Genomic DNA, 14446 nt, shown 5'->3' with positions numbered 1-14446 from the left:
AACCAATTAACTTTTATTGGTGTGTAGCAAATATCACACTTTGATGCGGTTAAGAATAATTTGCACGATTTCCTTGAGTGCCGGGTCTTCACATTCCTCGTGTCCCATAAACCAAGCAAAAAGCTCCGGGTCGTCACATTCTAATAAACGTTCAAATTCGCGCTTGTGCTCGTCAGTTAAGTCGTCGTAAGCGTTTTCCACAAATGGCATAAACAATACGTCAAGTTCCAACATACCACGGCGACATGCCCACTTTAGGCGCGCTTTATTTTTAGCTAACGACATTTTTTTTCCTTCACATTCAAACTAGCTGCATTCTACCAATTTGACAAATAAAGTCTCGGCTTTCGCTTGTTTTTTTTGAATCTGCCTATACTTGTATTTCAAACCTAATTTTGTGCATTAATCACCACATGAGCTCAGCATTACCCAATCTTTCAAACTTGCCGCAGAACTTTGTTATACCACTACCGCAGCTTTCAGCGATAAAACTTGAAGGCGAAGAGCAACAAAAGTACTTACAAGGGCAAGTTACTTGTGATGTCAACGAGCAGCAAGCGCACCACTTGCAGCACGGCGCCCATTGCGATGCCAAAGGTAAAGTTCTGTCAGTATTTAGGCTGATAACGCATCAAGGGGCGTTATTACTGGTACAACCAGAAAACTCAATAAAAAGTTCGCTGGCAGAATTACAAAAATTTGGTGTCTTCGCCAAAGTGAACATTAGCGAGGTAACAAGCCTTAAATTTACTTGCTTGGTTGGTGAACAAACGAGCCAACAACTGGCAGCACAAGTGGGCCAATTACCCGATGCACAAACCCCCGTTGTTACCTATCAACACACGAGTATCGTTTACTTAGCTGGAAACATTGCCCGCTATTTAGTGGTAGCAACAGCAGAGGACACCGCTCAGCTATTAAACGGTATTGATGCCGAGCCGCTTAACAGCCAAGCTTGGCAATTATTAGAAATTAGCGAAGGTTTCCCGCAACTCAGTGAAACCACAGTCGCCAAATACGTGCCACAAATGCTGAACCTCGATAAACTAGCTGGCATTAGCTTTACCAAAGGCTGCTACTTAGGCCAAGAAACCGTCGCCCGTATGCAGTACTTAGGTAAAAACAAGAAAATGATGGCATTGTTAACGGGTCATAGCCAATCACAATTCACCTCAGCGCTAGCCATTGAAAAGCAAATGGCTGAGAACTGGCGAACAGGTGGTGATGTACTTGCTAGCTATCAGGCTGATACTGGTGAACTTTATATTCAGGCCGTGGTTGCCAATGAACTGTCTGACAGCGACGTGCTTAGGGTCAAAGATAATGACGATGTTAAACTTGTTTTAACCGCACTACCATACGAAAACACACAGAATGCAGATGAATAACACCCAGTGACAAACACTTAGTTTTATTCACACTATTTACTTACTTAACGAGCGCTTTAATTTTATGAAAATCTCAAACAATGCAGTTGTTAAACTTCACTACGCAGTATCAGACAGTGAAGGGACATTGATCGACAGCTCTTACGATCACGAACCACTCAATATTATTCAAGGTACGGGCTATTTAATTCCTGGTCTTGAGCAAGCACTGGATGGCCGAGCAGCAGGTGATACGTTCGAAGTTGATGTCGCCGCCGACCTCGCCTACGGTGAGCGCTTTGATGAATACGTGCAAACCGTGCCAAAAGCCGTGATGGAAGGTGTTGATGATTTACAAGTGGGTATGCAGCTGCGCGCGACCACTGACGAAGGTGAACAAACGGTGATTGTTGTTGAAGTGACTGACGAAGAGATCACCGTTGATGGTAACCACCCACTAGCAGGTATTGATCTGCACTTCGATGTAGAAATTCTAGAAGTACGTGAAGCCACTGCCGAAGAGCTTGAGCACGGCCATGTGCATGGCGAAAACAGCGAAGCAGGCGGCTGTGGTGATAGCTGCGGCTGTGAATAGCGCTCCAAGCGCTGCGCTATAGCGGCAGTACAAAAAACAAAGGCCTCGATTTCTTATGAAATCGAGGCCTTTTATTTTATCTTTGGTTCAAATAAGCAGTAGCTTAAAAAATTGAACGGAAACCTGAACGACCACCACGACGTGAACTGCGGCGATTACGCATACGGCTGTGCAGCTCTCTGCGTTTCGCATCTAACCAGTCTTCCGTGGTAATTTCTTTGTCACCAGCACGGCCTTGCTCACGCTCTCGGTAAGCACAAAACTCTTCAAATGCTTCAACATCGTCTTGTAAATCTTCAACCACTAGCTCAATCATAATGGCGTCGTCTAAAAAGCCTAATGCCGGAATGTGATCAGGTACTAAATCTTGTGGGTCACTAAAATAGGCTAATGCACTTAATACGTTTGCCCGCTCTTCCCCTTCAATATTCCACTGTGCATCTTCAACCATAGTCACTAACACTTCGAGCTTACGCAGACGCTCGGCGACGAACTCTGGCACATCTGCTTGCACGGTAGCACTCAACTCTTTTGCCTTAGCTAGAATCTCTTGTTCACTTAAATGCGATGCACCTTCGATCGCTTTTTTCATTACTTCGCGAAAGTGCGCTAAATCTGAATCTTTTAATTCAAACCTTACCTCAAATGCCATTTCGTTTTTCCTTTTTGTTTTCGGTTAGCCAATATACTCTAACACAGCATAGCTGGTTAAAAAGTAGTGTAAGTTAAAAATTTAAGCGCCAACTAGCTTGAAAAATACCGATGACATCAGGGTTAGCCAATACCAAGCAAATAGTTAAAGTCGATCTATTTCACGTTTTAATTGCTCGGCAGGATCGGTCACAATCCGCTCCAAAGTTGCAACACGTTGTTTAAGCAACTCTACTTCTTGAGATTTTTCTGCAATTTGGCGCTGTAGCTCAGCATCTTTGGCAGAGCCTTTAGCATTGGCTGAAACGCCTAAATTCATTCCCCCCGATAGCCCAAGAGCAAAACGTTTATCTAACCAAGCAAGCCCAACAATAGCCGCCATTATGGTGAAGATTAGCAAGGTTTTTTCAACAATTTCCATATCCAGCTCCCAAATATAAAAGTCAGTTCAATCAATGATTACTACTCACTAGTCGCTGGCTGTTTATTTTTATTACAACTTTTTTGTTATCGCGATAAACCGCTCTTTCATTTGGATGCGACAGCGTGCATCTAACTGGATATTAGCCTTGTTCTTTCACCTGTTCTCTAACAGATTCCGTCACCTGTTTAGCCGTATTGCTTGGATTTAACTCCACTAATTTAAAGCTCGCATTGTTGTCACCATAGACGAGGACATTACACCCCTGCCAACTCTGTGGAATTTTCCACACCGATTGGTCATTAACGGTGTACACATGACGCTTATTTCGGCAACGTATGTCCAATTTGTGAAGTTCACCAGAGACATCCGTTAATTGAAATTCATTGCGAATTAGCGTGTGCTGCCAAAAGTCTCTTTTGCCTATATTGCCTTGGGTGATTATGGGTGCATCGCTGGCAATAAAATCAATAAGCGTTTGTTTTTGCTGCTGGTATGCCGGCCAATTAGGCTTGGCAGAGGAAAGTAACAACAACTTATCGACAGAATTGAGGGCATCACCAACACGGCCAAAGTCGAGTTCGAGTAATAATTTTTCATGTAATACTGGAAACAGTGAGCCATCGAGGAAATGGTAATAATTTTGTGCTTTAACACTCAGTTTTTCTGTTGCTTCTAACTCAGAATTTTTCGTACCAACGGCGTCCACTTGACTCGCTTTTTGTCTTTGCTTGTATTCAAAGAATTTTCTCGAACTGGAAAAATCATACGCACTGGTCAAATGCTTTAATTGTTGAGCTTTATGGCCTTTAAATTCAGCATACTTCGCCATTATCTGGTACTTGTAAAAAGATTCCCGCAAGGTTTTGATATCAAAACCTTTAAGCCGCGCAGCTAGCCTATCAACCTCCTCTGATTCTTGGTCTGCGATTGCTTGTTCGAGATCCTTATAAAGGCTGTAGAAGCGTCTCGACACTCCGTCTTTGTCACGATTCATCGAAAACGATAGCTGGACTCTATTTTTACACTGTTGGATCGGCTTGCCATTTTCCATTGCTGGCTCATATTGCCATTGTTTGAGTGCCTTTAAAGCTGCTCGCTCAAAGCCCTTACGCCCTGTTGATTCCAAAATAACAACATTACTGGTAGTGCCGTCAGGCTCGACAATAAAGCTCAGCCTGACCCAACCATCAACTCCCTTTTTCGCTTCATTAACTGGAAACTTGGGCGGCACTCGAAATTTAGGTTTAGCATCAATAATCTGGGTTATTTCAGTAGATAAAATTGGGTTCGTGCTGGCCGGCTCATGATTAGATTGTATTTGAGGTGATGTTTCAGGAGGCAGTTTGGCAATAGCCGCCGGGCTAAAGAGTAAGTAGGCGTTAATCGAAAATATTAATAAGTTCAGCTTGTTCATAAGCATCTCCTTTGCGAATTCGAAACACTATAGCAATTACAACACGTTAGGCAAGCAGTAAGAGCCATGTTGAATATCATTAAATAAAAGCTAACTAAACAAGTATTTCGATCATATCTCAGCTTCCTATCGGCGACACAAAGCATTATTCAAAAAAACTTAGTAGACATGTCAACCAACGTCAAACTGACACGTTAACAGCTATGAACACCAACAAATCACAATTTTAGTTCAACTTTTATTTGAACATTTATTTCAACATTTATTTGAACATCGGAGTGTCTAATGAATAACAAGCAAATTTTAACAGCCAGTCTAGCATTATCTCTTGCCCTAACAGCCAACCTAACACATGCCAAACATCGCGGTGGCAGCATCGACAATAATGGCGACGGTAGTATCGAGTTAAGCGAAGCCATTGCTGCTGCCAGCGCGAAAGCAGAGCGTAAGTTTACCCGTTTGGATACTGACGAAGATGGCTTAGTTAGCTTTGAAGAATTTAGCGCCAGCAAATCAGGCAGCAGAGATCTTACCCTATACGCACAAGAAATTGTCGACTGTGTCGCCGACCTAAAAGCAGAGCTCGGCAGTGACACCATAGTAGTGCCAAGTGTTGACGACTTTAGCACGCCACAAGAAAGATTTGACAGCAAAGACAGCAACAGTGATACCTTTATCGATCTCGATGAGGCAACAGCCGCCGCTAACGCCAAAGCAACAGAGCGCTTTACAGCAATGGACGCAGATGCTGACGGCTTTGTCACAAAAGAAGAGCGCAAAGCATTTCGTAGTGAGCGTGCTGGTACCAAGCGTGCATTAAAAACCTGTATTAGCGAAGTTGTCGAAGATAGCGAAGTGATCTAACGCCAACAAGCAGCAGAAACAATGCTAACGCGTGCTAGAGCACACAAGGTGACCGCGTTACGAGCAAGCTAGCTCTCTTTATTGGGCTAGCTTTTACCTATCTGCGTGCCGTTAAAGCACAGTAGAAGTTCAATTGCACAGCGCTAACTAACGGCGTTAACTGATTGAAAGCGCAAACTATCTTACTTACCATAAAGCAAACTCGCTAATTTGTTTGTCGCCAAATGGTAAGTATTAAGAAAAACACTCCACCGCTTTTAGTCACTAGTATAGTTACAGGCCTGCTCGCTTACTTTGCCCTATCGCCAGCCCATGCGAATTCTTTATCGTTATCACTAGGGCAATACCAAGATACCTTTTACTTATCAGATACTCATGTCGATTTAACCCCGAAAGGCGCGACACTTTATGGCAATCTAGATATTACCGAGCAACTGGGACTTAATATCAGCTATGGCCGCTATCAAGATGACACGGCAGTCAACGAACGAACCAATGTAGATTTGGACAGCGATAGTTGGCGCCTAGGTCTTAGTTATCAATGGCAAAATTGGTATGCCGTCATAACTTATGGCGATTTGGATGAAGATATCATGGTCGCAAATGCGCGCGTCGGCACCATTTTTACGGAACAGTATCAAGCACCGAATACCAGCGCCAGTATCAGCTATGGCGATTTTACCAGTGACAGCCAAAATGCATGGTACTGGTCGTTAGCGGGCAAACTGAAATATACCGACTGGCAACGAGCAAGCACTCGGATTCGCACAAGAGAAGACGATAGAGGTGACATCAATACTCGCGTCAACGAAATAGACTCCAGTGGCGATTCACTATTTGCCAGCTTGCATATAAGTTTATCGCGATGGCAACCACTAAGTGGTAATCAAAGCGAAAACCTAGCGCGCCAGCAAAGCATCAGTTATGGCGCAGGCATTAGCTGGCACCACTTAATTTCGGGTGAAACCGATACATTAGCCCGCAACCTGTCTGGCGCTCGACCTTCAGGCGGCTCGACCGTTAGACAAGCCAGTTTTTCACAACAAGTGAGCGGTGATGAATACGGTTTAGTTAACGTATTTATCGGTTATCAATTCTCGTCACAATTAGGTGTTGAGCTCAATATTTCAACCAGTTTTGCGGCAGATGATAATGCCCGCAGTGGTAATTTTACTTTTAGCTATGGCTTCTAGAGATCATAAAACGAGCACATTTCAACTAACCACGTGGCGTTCGCTTTTGCTGTTTTCGTAATTGCTGACGCTGTTGCTGCTTTTGTTGCTGTCTAAGCACTTTTTGCCGTTGTGCCTTTTGAAATTGCTGGCGCAGTTGGCGTTGCTTTTCTGGTGACATTTTTTGAAATTTGCGCATCGCATCACGCATTTGTTGTTGCTGCGCTTTCGGCAATTGACGAAACTGCTGCATTCGCTGTTTTAGTGCTTGGCGCTGCTCTGGCGCTAAGCTTTGCCAACGCTTGAAGTGGCCAAGCGCTTTTTCGCGGTCTTGCGCGTCCATGGTTAACCAGCGCTGCGCACCTAAGGCTAATTTTTCTTGTTGTGTTTTAGGCAGTGACGACCAGTCACTAGCAAATTCGGTCAGTACATTTTGCTGAGCTTTCGATAGCGCCTGCCAGTCTTTTGCTACGGCTAGATTTACCACCGAAAGAGAAAGTTCAACAGCAAGTAAACTGGCGACAAGCAAACGAATAATATTCATTGTTCGCCCTCACTACTATCTAATTTATTGCCGCTAAGCTTTTGCTCTTTTGGCTTGTTGCTTTGTGTACTGGGTTGCTTTTCAGCGCCAGCCTGAGCCTGTTTAAGCAGTTCACTTTTTAATGCTTCTTTGTTTAGCTCAGTCGGATGAACGAGTTTGCCATCCACTTCGACAAGCTCTGCTAAATAAGACAGAAAATCACCACTGACTTGTGTGCTTGACTTGTTACTCGTGGTGTTATTGGCACTCGCAGCTGGGCTGTTATTGCCTGCTTGCTCTGCTGCGAGCAGTGAACCTGAATAAGCTAATGGACTGGAGAAACCTAGTGCTAACACCATCTTAAAGTGTTTCCTCCAATCCCGTTTGTTGTGATAGCCAAGTCGCAAACTCAAGTTCCTGCAATAACGCCAGATCTTCCTCTAGCACCTCGACTGCCAAAATCTCTCTTGGCAGCGGCTGCACATTAGCCGTCGCGGTATAGTGCGGCGAGGTTTGTGGTAATGATAATTGCAAATAGTTTACTGTTATCGCTAAACACACTGCAAGTGCAACTGGGGTAAGCAGTTTGGGTTTTAACACGTCAGCAAGCTTAAATGCATCAAGCCTCGCTCGCCAGCTATTCGTCGCCATCGTATTAGCCTTCGAACTTGCTTGGCTATGCTGCCGAGCCACTAACAATGCCCGTTGGCGCGCAATTTGAAGTTCGCTTGCAACACTATCTGGCAGTTCACTCACTTGCTGATCTAAATACTGGTTAACTCGCTTTTTAAGTATTTGAGGCGTATGTGTAGACTTGCTGGGTTTAGTCATCTTGCTTCCCCTGTTGACGCTCCTTCTGGTTGCTGTGAACTGGCTTATTTGAACTTGTCTTAGCCACGCTATTGAAAGCGTTTTCTGTCGGCTCCTTTGCTAAATCACAATCAGCCAATAACTCGGCTAATTTGGCTGTGGCACGTGAAAAATGCGTTTTAATACTGCCCTCAGAGCAGCCCATAATCTGTGCAGTATCCGCAACCGAGAAGCCCTCCCAATTGCGTAATAAATAACACTGTTGTTGCTGCCAAGATAAACTGGCCAATGCTTTGGTTAACCTTACTTGTAGCTGTTTTGCCTGCAGCTCATCGACGGGACTCGCTTGGGAATTCATTACCGCAGATGCCGATGCTAGCCAGTTCTCTTGCTCATCCATGTCATTTTGCGATTGCCAGAAAAACACCAAGTTACGCAGCTTTTGATGGCGATGCCAGTCGGTAATTTTATTCTGCATAATACGATAAAACAAAGGCTTATACTCATACGAAGGCTTATCTAAATAACGCTCCACCAACTTGATCATGCTCTCTTGCACGATATCCAACGCATCGTGGTGATTGCGCACGGCAAACATCGCCATTTGGTAGGCACGCTTTTCAATGGCAATAAAAAACTGGTCAACGTCATTCAATTGCTCAGCCAATCGCTCAGCTTCGCCAATTGAACTGTTTTGTGTATTGCGTTCCTTAATGCCTTCTTTGCGGCGATTTTCGGCACCAGCTTGAGGGCTACTCATTTACGTTAGAATGTCCTATCACTTAGTGCCTTTAACCTGTGCGATTACGTTATCCATACTTTTTGCTAACTAACGGCTTTATTTACTCTAACGTAGCACAAGTTAGTTGGTTGACATATAAAGTAAAAAAAATTGCGTATAACGCGATTATCAGCTCTTGCAGTCAGACACAAAAAAAGCACCCTAAGGTGCTTTTCTCTCAATAGCGATGTGCAGTTAACAAACTGCTCGGCTTTTTCTATTCGCCTTTTCTACTCAGCCTTTTCTATTCGGCCTTTTCTACTCAGCCAAAGGACGCATATGCGGGAATAAAATCACGTCTTTAATGGTTGGCGAGTCAGTGAATAACATCACTAAACGGTCGATACCAATACCTTCACCGGCTGTTGGTGGTAAGCCGTACTCAAGCGCGTTGATGTAGTCTTCATCAAAGTGCATCGCTTCATCATCACCGGCGTCTTTCTCTTCCACTTGCTTGCGGAAGCGCTCGGCTTGATCTTCGGCATCGTTAAGCTCAGAGAAACCATTGGCTAATTCACGACCACCAACGAAGAATTCAAAACGGTCAGTAATAAATGGATTTTCGTCGTTACGGCGTGCCAGTGGCGACACTTCCCACGGGTATTCGGTGATAAACGTCGGTTGGTCAAGTAAATGCTCAGCCACTTCTTCGAAGATTTCACAAATGTACTTACCTGGGCCCCACACTTTCGCCGCATCACCTTCTTTAACATGCGCTTTTTTCGCTAATGCTTTGATGGTATCGAAGTTGTTTTCAGGATCGCGTAATGCCGCTTCGTCTTCGCTGGTTACCATACCTTGAGGTGCGTATTTCAAAATAGCATCAACCATAGATAAACGCGCGAATGGCTTACCAAAGTCGTAGAATTTTTCTTCCACGACTTCACCGTCAGCGTTTTTCACGGTATTGCGGAGCACTGGGTTACCCATTACATCTTCCGCTAACGTGCGAAGCATGTCTTCAGTTAGGTTCATTAAATCATGGTAGTCAGCGTACGCTTGGTAGAATTCAATCATAGTGAATTCTGGGTTGTGACGTGTTGATAAGCCTTCGTTACGGAAGTTGCGGTTAATTTCGAAAACGCGCTCAAAGCCACCAACCACTAGGCGCTTTAAGTAAAGCTCAGGGGCAATACGCATGTACATTTGTACATCTAACGCATTATGGTGAGTAATAAAGGGCTTTGCCGTTGCACCACCTGGAATGGTTTGTAGCATTGGCGTTTCCACTTCCATAAAGTCGCGATCCGCTAGGAAGCGACGAATACCTTCAACAATTTTCGAGCGAATACGGAAAGTTTCACGGGTTTCTTCATTGGTGATCAAATCCACGTAACGCTGACGGTACTTAGTTTCAGTATCTTGTAAGCCGTGGAATTTTTCTGGCAATGGACGTAGCGACTTAGTCAGTAGCTCGTACTTGTCCATATTGACGTATAAATCGCCTTTGCCAGACTTATGCAAAGTACCTGTTACACCAACGATATCCCCGATATCTAGTACACCGCCCAAACGGGCTTTAATGTCTTTTTGCACGTTTTTGTCAGCGTAAGCTTGAATGCGACCCGTCATATCTTGTAATACCAAGAATGGACCACGCTTAGCCATGACACGACCAGCAATGCTGTAAACGTCAGTTTCAGCTTCAAGCGTTTCTTTGTCTTTCTCACCGTGGGCAGCTTGTAAATCAGCTGCATAGTGTTTTCGGTCAAACTGGTTTGGATGGCCATTAGCCGGGCAGTTTTCGCGAATTTGCGCTAATTTGCCGCGACGCTCGGCGATTAATTTATTTTCGTCTTGATGTGCTTGGTCTGTCATTTTCAGTCTCAAACTTGGTTAAAATACAGCTAACATTTTGAGGGTTAGCTTAGTTAATATTCAAAATGGTGTTACTAAAGCCCGGATTTCAGCGAAGCTTCAATAAATTTATCTAAATCACCGTCTAATACCGCTTGGGTATTGCGGTTTTCCACGCCAGTGCGTAAGTCTTTAATTCGGCTATCGTCTAATACGTAAGAGCGAATTTGGCTGCCCCAGCCGATATCGGATTTACCTTCTTCGAGCGCTTGTTTGTCTTCGTTTTGCTTTTGAATTTCCATTTCATACAGCTTAGCTTTTAATAGCTTCATGGCTGTTGCACGGTTCTTGTGTTGCGAGCGATCGTTTTGACACGCCACCACAGCACCCGTTGGAATATGGGTAATACGAATAGCAGAATCAGTTTTGTTAACGTGCTGACCACCGGCACCTGACGCGCGGAACGTATCAACGCGTAAATCGGCAGGGTTGATATCAATTTCGATATTGTCGTCAATTTCAGGGTAAATAAACGCTGAAGCAAACGAGGTATGACGACGGCCACTAGAGTCGAACGGTGACTTACGTACTAGACGATGCACGCCCGTTTCTGTGCGCAGCCAACCGTAAGCGTATTCGCCCGAGTATTTAATGGTGCAACCTTTAATACCGGCAACATCACCGTCTGACACTTCAATCACTTCGGTTTTAAAACCATGTGCTTCACCCCAGCGCAGGTACATACGCATCAGCATTTCTGCCCAGTCTTGCGCTTCGGTACCACCTGAGCCTGATTGAATGTCGAGGTAGCAATCGTTTTCGTCTTGCTCGCCGGCAAACATCCGGCGAAATTCCAGCTTTTCGAGCTGCTCTACCAGCTCTTGTGCCTCGGCTTCGGCTTCATTAAAGGTATCTTCGTCTTCCGCTTCAACCGCCAGCTCAACTAAGCCTTCAATATCTTCGCAGCCCGCTTCCAGCTGCTCAATGGTATTCACCACCGCCTCTAACGCCGAGCGCTCTTTACCAAGCTCTTGCGCGCGCTCAGGCTCGTTCCAAATCTCCGGTAATTCTAATTCGCGAGTAACTTCAACTAAACGCTCAGCTTTGACTTCGTAGTCAAAGGTACCCCCTAAGCATGGTGGTGCGCTCTTTAATGTCTTTAATGGTGTTTAATACAGGATTAACTTCAAACATTCGGGTCGAAAACTCTTATCAAAATGCCGATTGGAAAAGTTCGGCATTGTAGCTTAAATGCCTGTCTAATTAAACGACTAAATAAATGGCTAAAAATAGCGCTTTTTACAAGGCTTTCAAATGCTCCACCATCAGCTGGACATTTTGCTTACCGCGAAACTCATTCACCGATAATTTATAGGCGATATGCGCTTTTTTGGCCTGACTATTCGGCCACGCCTTCACATCAATATTAAAAGCGATGGCATCAAAGGCAATATTGTCTTTTTGCACAACCAGTTTTAAGTGTTTTTCGCCAACAATGCGTTGCTGTAACAGCTCAAATTCATCGTCAAATAGTGGTTCAGGAAATTGTTGTCCCCAAGGGCCAGCTTCTTGCAATAAATCGGCAAATTCAATGGTCATTAACGAGGCCGGTAATTCGCCATCAGATAGCAGTGTGCCCGTTAGTTGATCTTTGTCTAACCAAGCTTCGGCATATTGGCTAAACAACTGATTAAACTGATCGAAGTTTTTCGCCTGAATCGACAAGCCAGCCGCCATGGCATGGCCGCCAAACTTGATAATAATATTCGGGTGTTGGCTATCGATATGTTCGAGTAAATCACGAATATGTAAACCCGGGATTGAACGTGCCGAGCCTTTAATTTCCTGTTCGTTATCAAAAACGCCATCTTTATCAGGAAAGTCAGCATCGGCTGCGGCAAACACAATACTGGGACGATGGAACTTCTCTTTTAAGCGACCCGCGACAATCCCAATGACCCCTTGGTGCCAGTCCTTTTGAAAGAGCGCAATGGCAAAAGGCAAGTTGTCTTGAGAAAACTTGAGGCTTGCAAGCACGCGCTCGGCTTCCACTTGCATCCCTTGTTCAATTTCGCGACGGGCTTTATTGAGTTCATCCAACTCTGACGCCATCACCCGCGCTTCCATTAAATCATTAGCCAGCAAGCAGTTAATGCCATACGACATATCATCCAATCGCCCTGCCGCATTAATACGTGGACCAAGAGCAAAACCAAAGTCAGCCGCCACCAGCTTAGTTTGATCGCGTTTAGCGATTTCAATTAACGCTTGAATACCCGGGCGCGTGAAACCCGCACGAATTCGTTTTAACCCTTGCGCCACTAAAATACGGTTATTGGCATCCAGCGGGACGACATCGGCCACCGTCCCTAACGCCACTAAATCGAGTAATTGTGCAAGATTTGGCTCTGGAATTTGCTGGTTGGCAAACCAGTTTTCATCACGTAATAGCTTGCGCAGTGCCAGCATAAAATAGAAAGCAACCCCCACGCCAGCCAAGGCTTTTGACGGAAACTGGCAGTCGTACTGATTGGGATTAATAATGGCATCAGCAGGTGGCAGCTTCTCACCCGGTAAATGGTGGTCTGTAACAATCACTTGCATGCCAAAAGATTGCGCACGTTCAATCCCGGCAAAACAGCTAATGCCGTTATCGACGGTAATGATTAACTCGGCACCTTGCTGGTGGGCAATTTCGACGATCTCTGGTGACAAACCATAACCATACTCAAAACGATTCGGCACAATGAAATTGTGCGTACGACTGCCTAACAAGGTTAACGCTTCCATCATTAACGCCGTGCTGGTTGCGCCATCTGCATCAAAATCGCCAACAATGGTAATGCACTTGCCCGTTTGCAGAGCTTGATAAAGAATGTCACAACCTGCTACTAAGCCGGATAAGCTGGTTACCGGCGCCATTTGCTTGAGTGTTAGTTCAAGTTCATGATCCCCGGCTACGCCTCTGCTGGCATAAAGCTGACGTACTACAGGGTGAAGGTTCATCGGTAAATGTTGGTCGGCAACTGGCGTGCGGCGAATGATGTGTTTTTGCATGGTGTCAGCGTGTTATTAAGTGTTGGCAAGAAAGCTGTGGTGTTAAGCGGTAATTTTACTTAGATTCGCACACTAATTGCCAACGAAAAAAAGCCAATAAAAAGGCCACAACTAAGTGCGGCCTTTGGGATTTAAGAAAACGACTAAATTTATAGGTTTTCTAAAATATTCATTAGGTCATCGGCATCACGGTAACCCGGTAGCATAAAACCATTTGCGAGGATAATTGCAGGTGTGCCACTCACGCCAACTTGACGGCCAAACTTAAAGTTATCCTCTACAGGCTTATCACAAATGCGGCGAGCAACACTTGAGCCTGCTTTGGCACGCGTCATCGCTTTGGCCGGGTCTTCGTTACACCAAATAGAGCGCAAGTCTTCAAAGCCTTGAGTGTATTGACCTGGTGCTTGGAAAATACCAGCCCGTGGGTAGGCCAAGTAACGAACGGTAATACCTAAATCGTTGTACGCTTCCATATTATTGTGCAGCTTACGGCAGTAGCCACAAGTGATGTCAGTAAACACAGTCACGACATGCTTCTCATTTTTCGCAGGAAAGACGATCATGTCTTTTTCAAACTTCGCCATACCGTCTAAACGCACTTGCGCTAGGCTAGTTTCGGTTAAATTGGTTACGTTTGGCCCCAAGTTAAACAACTTGCCTTGAATAAAATACTCACCATCGTAGCTGGTGTAAAACAAGCCTTGCTCGGTCACAATTTCAGCTAAACCTGGCATAGGCGTTTTGCGCGCTGCGCTCACGTCTAAACCTAGTGTTTGGCCAATTATCTGCTTTAATTTTTCCGCGTCGAAACTTGCCACTGGCGCACTAGTCGCTGCTGATGGCACTTGCTCAGGGCTTGCGGCAAACGCAGCCAAAGTAAAAGAAGAACATAGAAGCGCGCTGGCATATACCGCGGCTGAAAACAGCTTTTTCATTAACGTCATCCAAAATTGGGTAATAGGGTTATTGGTTATCAGAAATTTAAGTG

General features: G+C 44.8%; 16 protein-coding genes. 4 read left to right on the top strand and 12 right to left on the bottom strand.

Features of this window, described 5'->3' with window-relative positions; translation table 11 throughout:
* Nucleotides 1-33: 33 nt before the first annotated feature.
* The gene (locus tag DXX93_RS03730; RefSeq protein ID WP_116006878.1) at nt 34-285 is read right to left on the bottom strand and encodes an FAD assembly factor SdhE; all 252 of its coding nucleotides are present in this window, start codon (nt 283-285) and stop codon (nt 34-36) included.
* Between the two features lie 128 nt (nt 286-413).
* On the opposite strand from DXX93_RS03730, the gene ygfZ reads away from it, so the two are divergent.
* Entirely contained in the window at nt 414-1388 is a 975-nt protein-coding gene (gene ygfZ / locus DXX93_RS03725) for a tRNA-modifying protein YgfZ (protein WP_116006877.1), read from the top strand.
* A gap of 64 nt (nt 1389-1452) precedes the next feature.
* Complete coding sequence (locus DXX93_RS03720; protein ID WP_116006876.1) at nt 1453-1962, top strand: FKBP-type peptidyl-prolyl cis-trans isomerase; 510 nt, start codon at nt 1453-1455, stop codon at nt 1960-1962.
* 103 nt (nt 1963-2065) lie between these two features.
* Here DXX93_RS03720 and DXX93_RS03715 read toward each other — a convergent pair whose 3' ends face one another.
* From DXX93_RS03715 to DXX93_RS03705, 3 genes are all read right to left on the bottom strand, one after another.
* Nucleotides 2066-2614 (bottom strand): YkvA family protein, encoded by a 549-nt coding sequence (locus tag DXX93_RS03715; protein WP_116006875.1) that lies wholly within the window; start codon nt 2612-2614, stop codon nt 2066-2068.
* Between the two features lie 144 nt (nt 2615-2758).
* Nucleotides 2759-3034 (bottom strand): hypothetical protein, encoded by a 276-nt coding sequence (locus tag DXX93_RS03710; RefSeq protein WP_116006874.1) that lies wholly within the window; start codon nt 3032-3034, stop codon nt 2759-2761.
* Between the two features lie 142 nt (nt 3035-3176).
* Nucleotides 3177-4451, bottom strand: coding sequence for an energy transducer TonB (locus DXX93_RS03705; protein WP_181902132.1), 1275 nt, complete (start codon nt 4449-4451; stop codon nt 3177-3179).
* 285 nt (nt 4452-4736) lie between these two features.
* Here DXX93_RS03705 and DXX93_RS03700 point away from each other — a divergent pair, with 285 nt between their 5' ends.
* The gene (locus tag DXX93_RS03700; protein WP_116006872.1) at nt 4737-5315 is read left to right on the top strand and encodes a hypothetical protein; all 579 of its coding nucleotides are present in this window, start codon (nt 4737-4739) and stop codon (nt 5313-5315) included.
* A gap of 224 nt (nt 5316-5539) precedes the next feature.
* Entirely contained in the window at nt 5540-6508 is a 969-nt protein-coding gene (locus DXX93_RS03695) for a hypothetical protein (RefSeq protein ID WP_116006871.1), read from the top strand.
* A gap of 25 nt (nt 6509-6533) precedes the next feature.
* Here DXX93_RS03695 and DXX93_RS03690 read toward each other — a convergent pair whose 3' ends face one another.
* From DXX93_RS03690 to dsbC, 8 genes are all read right to left on the bottom strand, one after another.
* Complete coding sequence (locus DXX93_RS03690) at nt 6534-7031, bottom strand: DUF3106 domain-containing protein (protein ID WP_116006870.1); 498 nt, start codon at nt 7029-7031, stop codon at nt 6534-6536.
* Complete coding sequence (locus DXX93_RS03685) at nt 7028-7369, bottom strand: hypothetical protein (protein WP_116006869.1); 342 nt, start codon at nt 7367-7369, stop codon at nt 7028-7030. The genes DXX93_RS03690 and DXX93_RS03685 overlap by 4 nt, the downstream gene beginning before the upstream one ends.
* A gap of 1 nt (nt 7370) precedes the next feature.
* On the bottom strand, nt 7371-7841 hold the full coding sequence (locus DXX93_RS03680) for a DUF3619 family protein (RefSeq protein ID WP_116006868.1): 471 nt from the start codon (nt 7839-7841) through the stop codon (nt 7371-7373).
* The gene (locus DXX93_RS03675) at nt 7834-8580 is read right to left on the bottom strand and encodes an RNA polymerase sigma factor (protein WP_116006867.1); all 747 of its coding nucleotides are present in this window, start codon (nt 8578-8580) and stop codon (nt 7834-7836) included. The genes DXX93_RS03680 and DXX93_RS03675 overlap by 8 nt, the downstream gene beginning before the upstream one ends.
* A gap of 279 nt (nt 8581-8859) precedes the next feature.
* Nucleotides 8860-10419 carry a lysine--tRNA ligase gene (gene lysS, locus DXX93_RS03670; protein ID WP_116006866.1) on the bottom strand — a complete coding sequence of 520 codons (1560 nt, stop codon included), beginning with the start codon at nt 10417-10419 and terminating at the stop codon, nt 8860-8862.
* Nucleotides 10420-10493: 74 nt separating this feature from the next.
* Nucleotides 10494-11592 (bottom strand): peptide chain release factor 2 gene (prfB, locus tag DXX93_RS03665; protein ID WP_116006865.1). Its coding sequence is split into 2 segments (ribosomal slippage): nt 10494-11516 and nt 11518-11592, totalling 1098 coding nucleotides; the frame shifts between segments, so codons are not numbered across the junction.
* Nucleotides 11593-11697: 105 nt separating this feature from the next.
* A complete protein-coding gene (gene recJ, locus DXX93_RS03660; RefSeq protein ID WP_116006864.1) occupies nt 11698-13455 on the bottom strand; it encodes a single-stranded-DNA-specific exonuclease RecJ in 1758 nt (585 codons plus the stop codon).
* 149 nt (nt 13456-13604) lie between these two features.
* Entirely contained in the window at nt 13605-14393 is a 789-nt protein-coding gene (gene dsbC / locus DXX93_RS03655; protein WP_116006863.1) for a bifunctional protein-disulfide isomerase/oxidoreductase DsbC, read from the bottom strand.
* Nucleotides 14394-14446 lie beyond the last annotated feature (53 nt).

The organism is Thalassotalea euphylliae (assembly GCF_003390335.1).
GTDB classification, from domain to species: domain Bacteria; phylum Pseudomonadota; class Gammaproteobacteria; order Enterobacterales; family Alteromonadaceae; genus Thalassotalea_F; species Thalassotalea_F euphylliae_B.
This window is presented reverse-complemented; position numbering and strand designations above follow the sequence as displayed.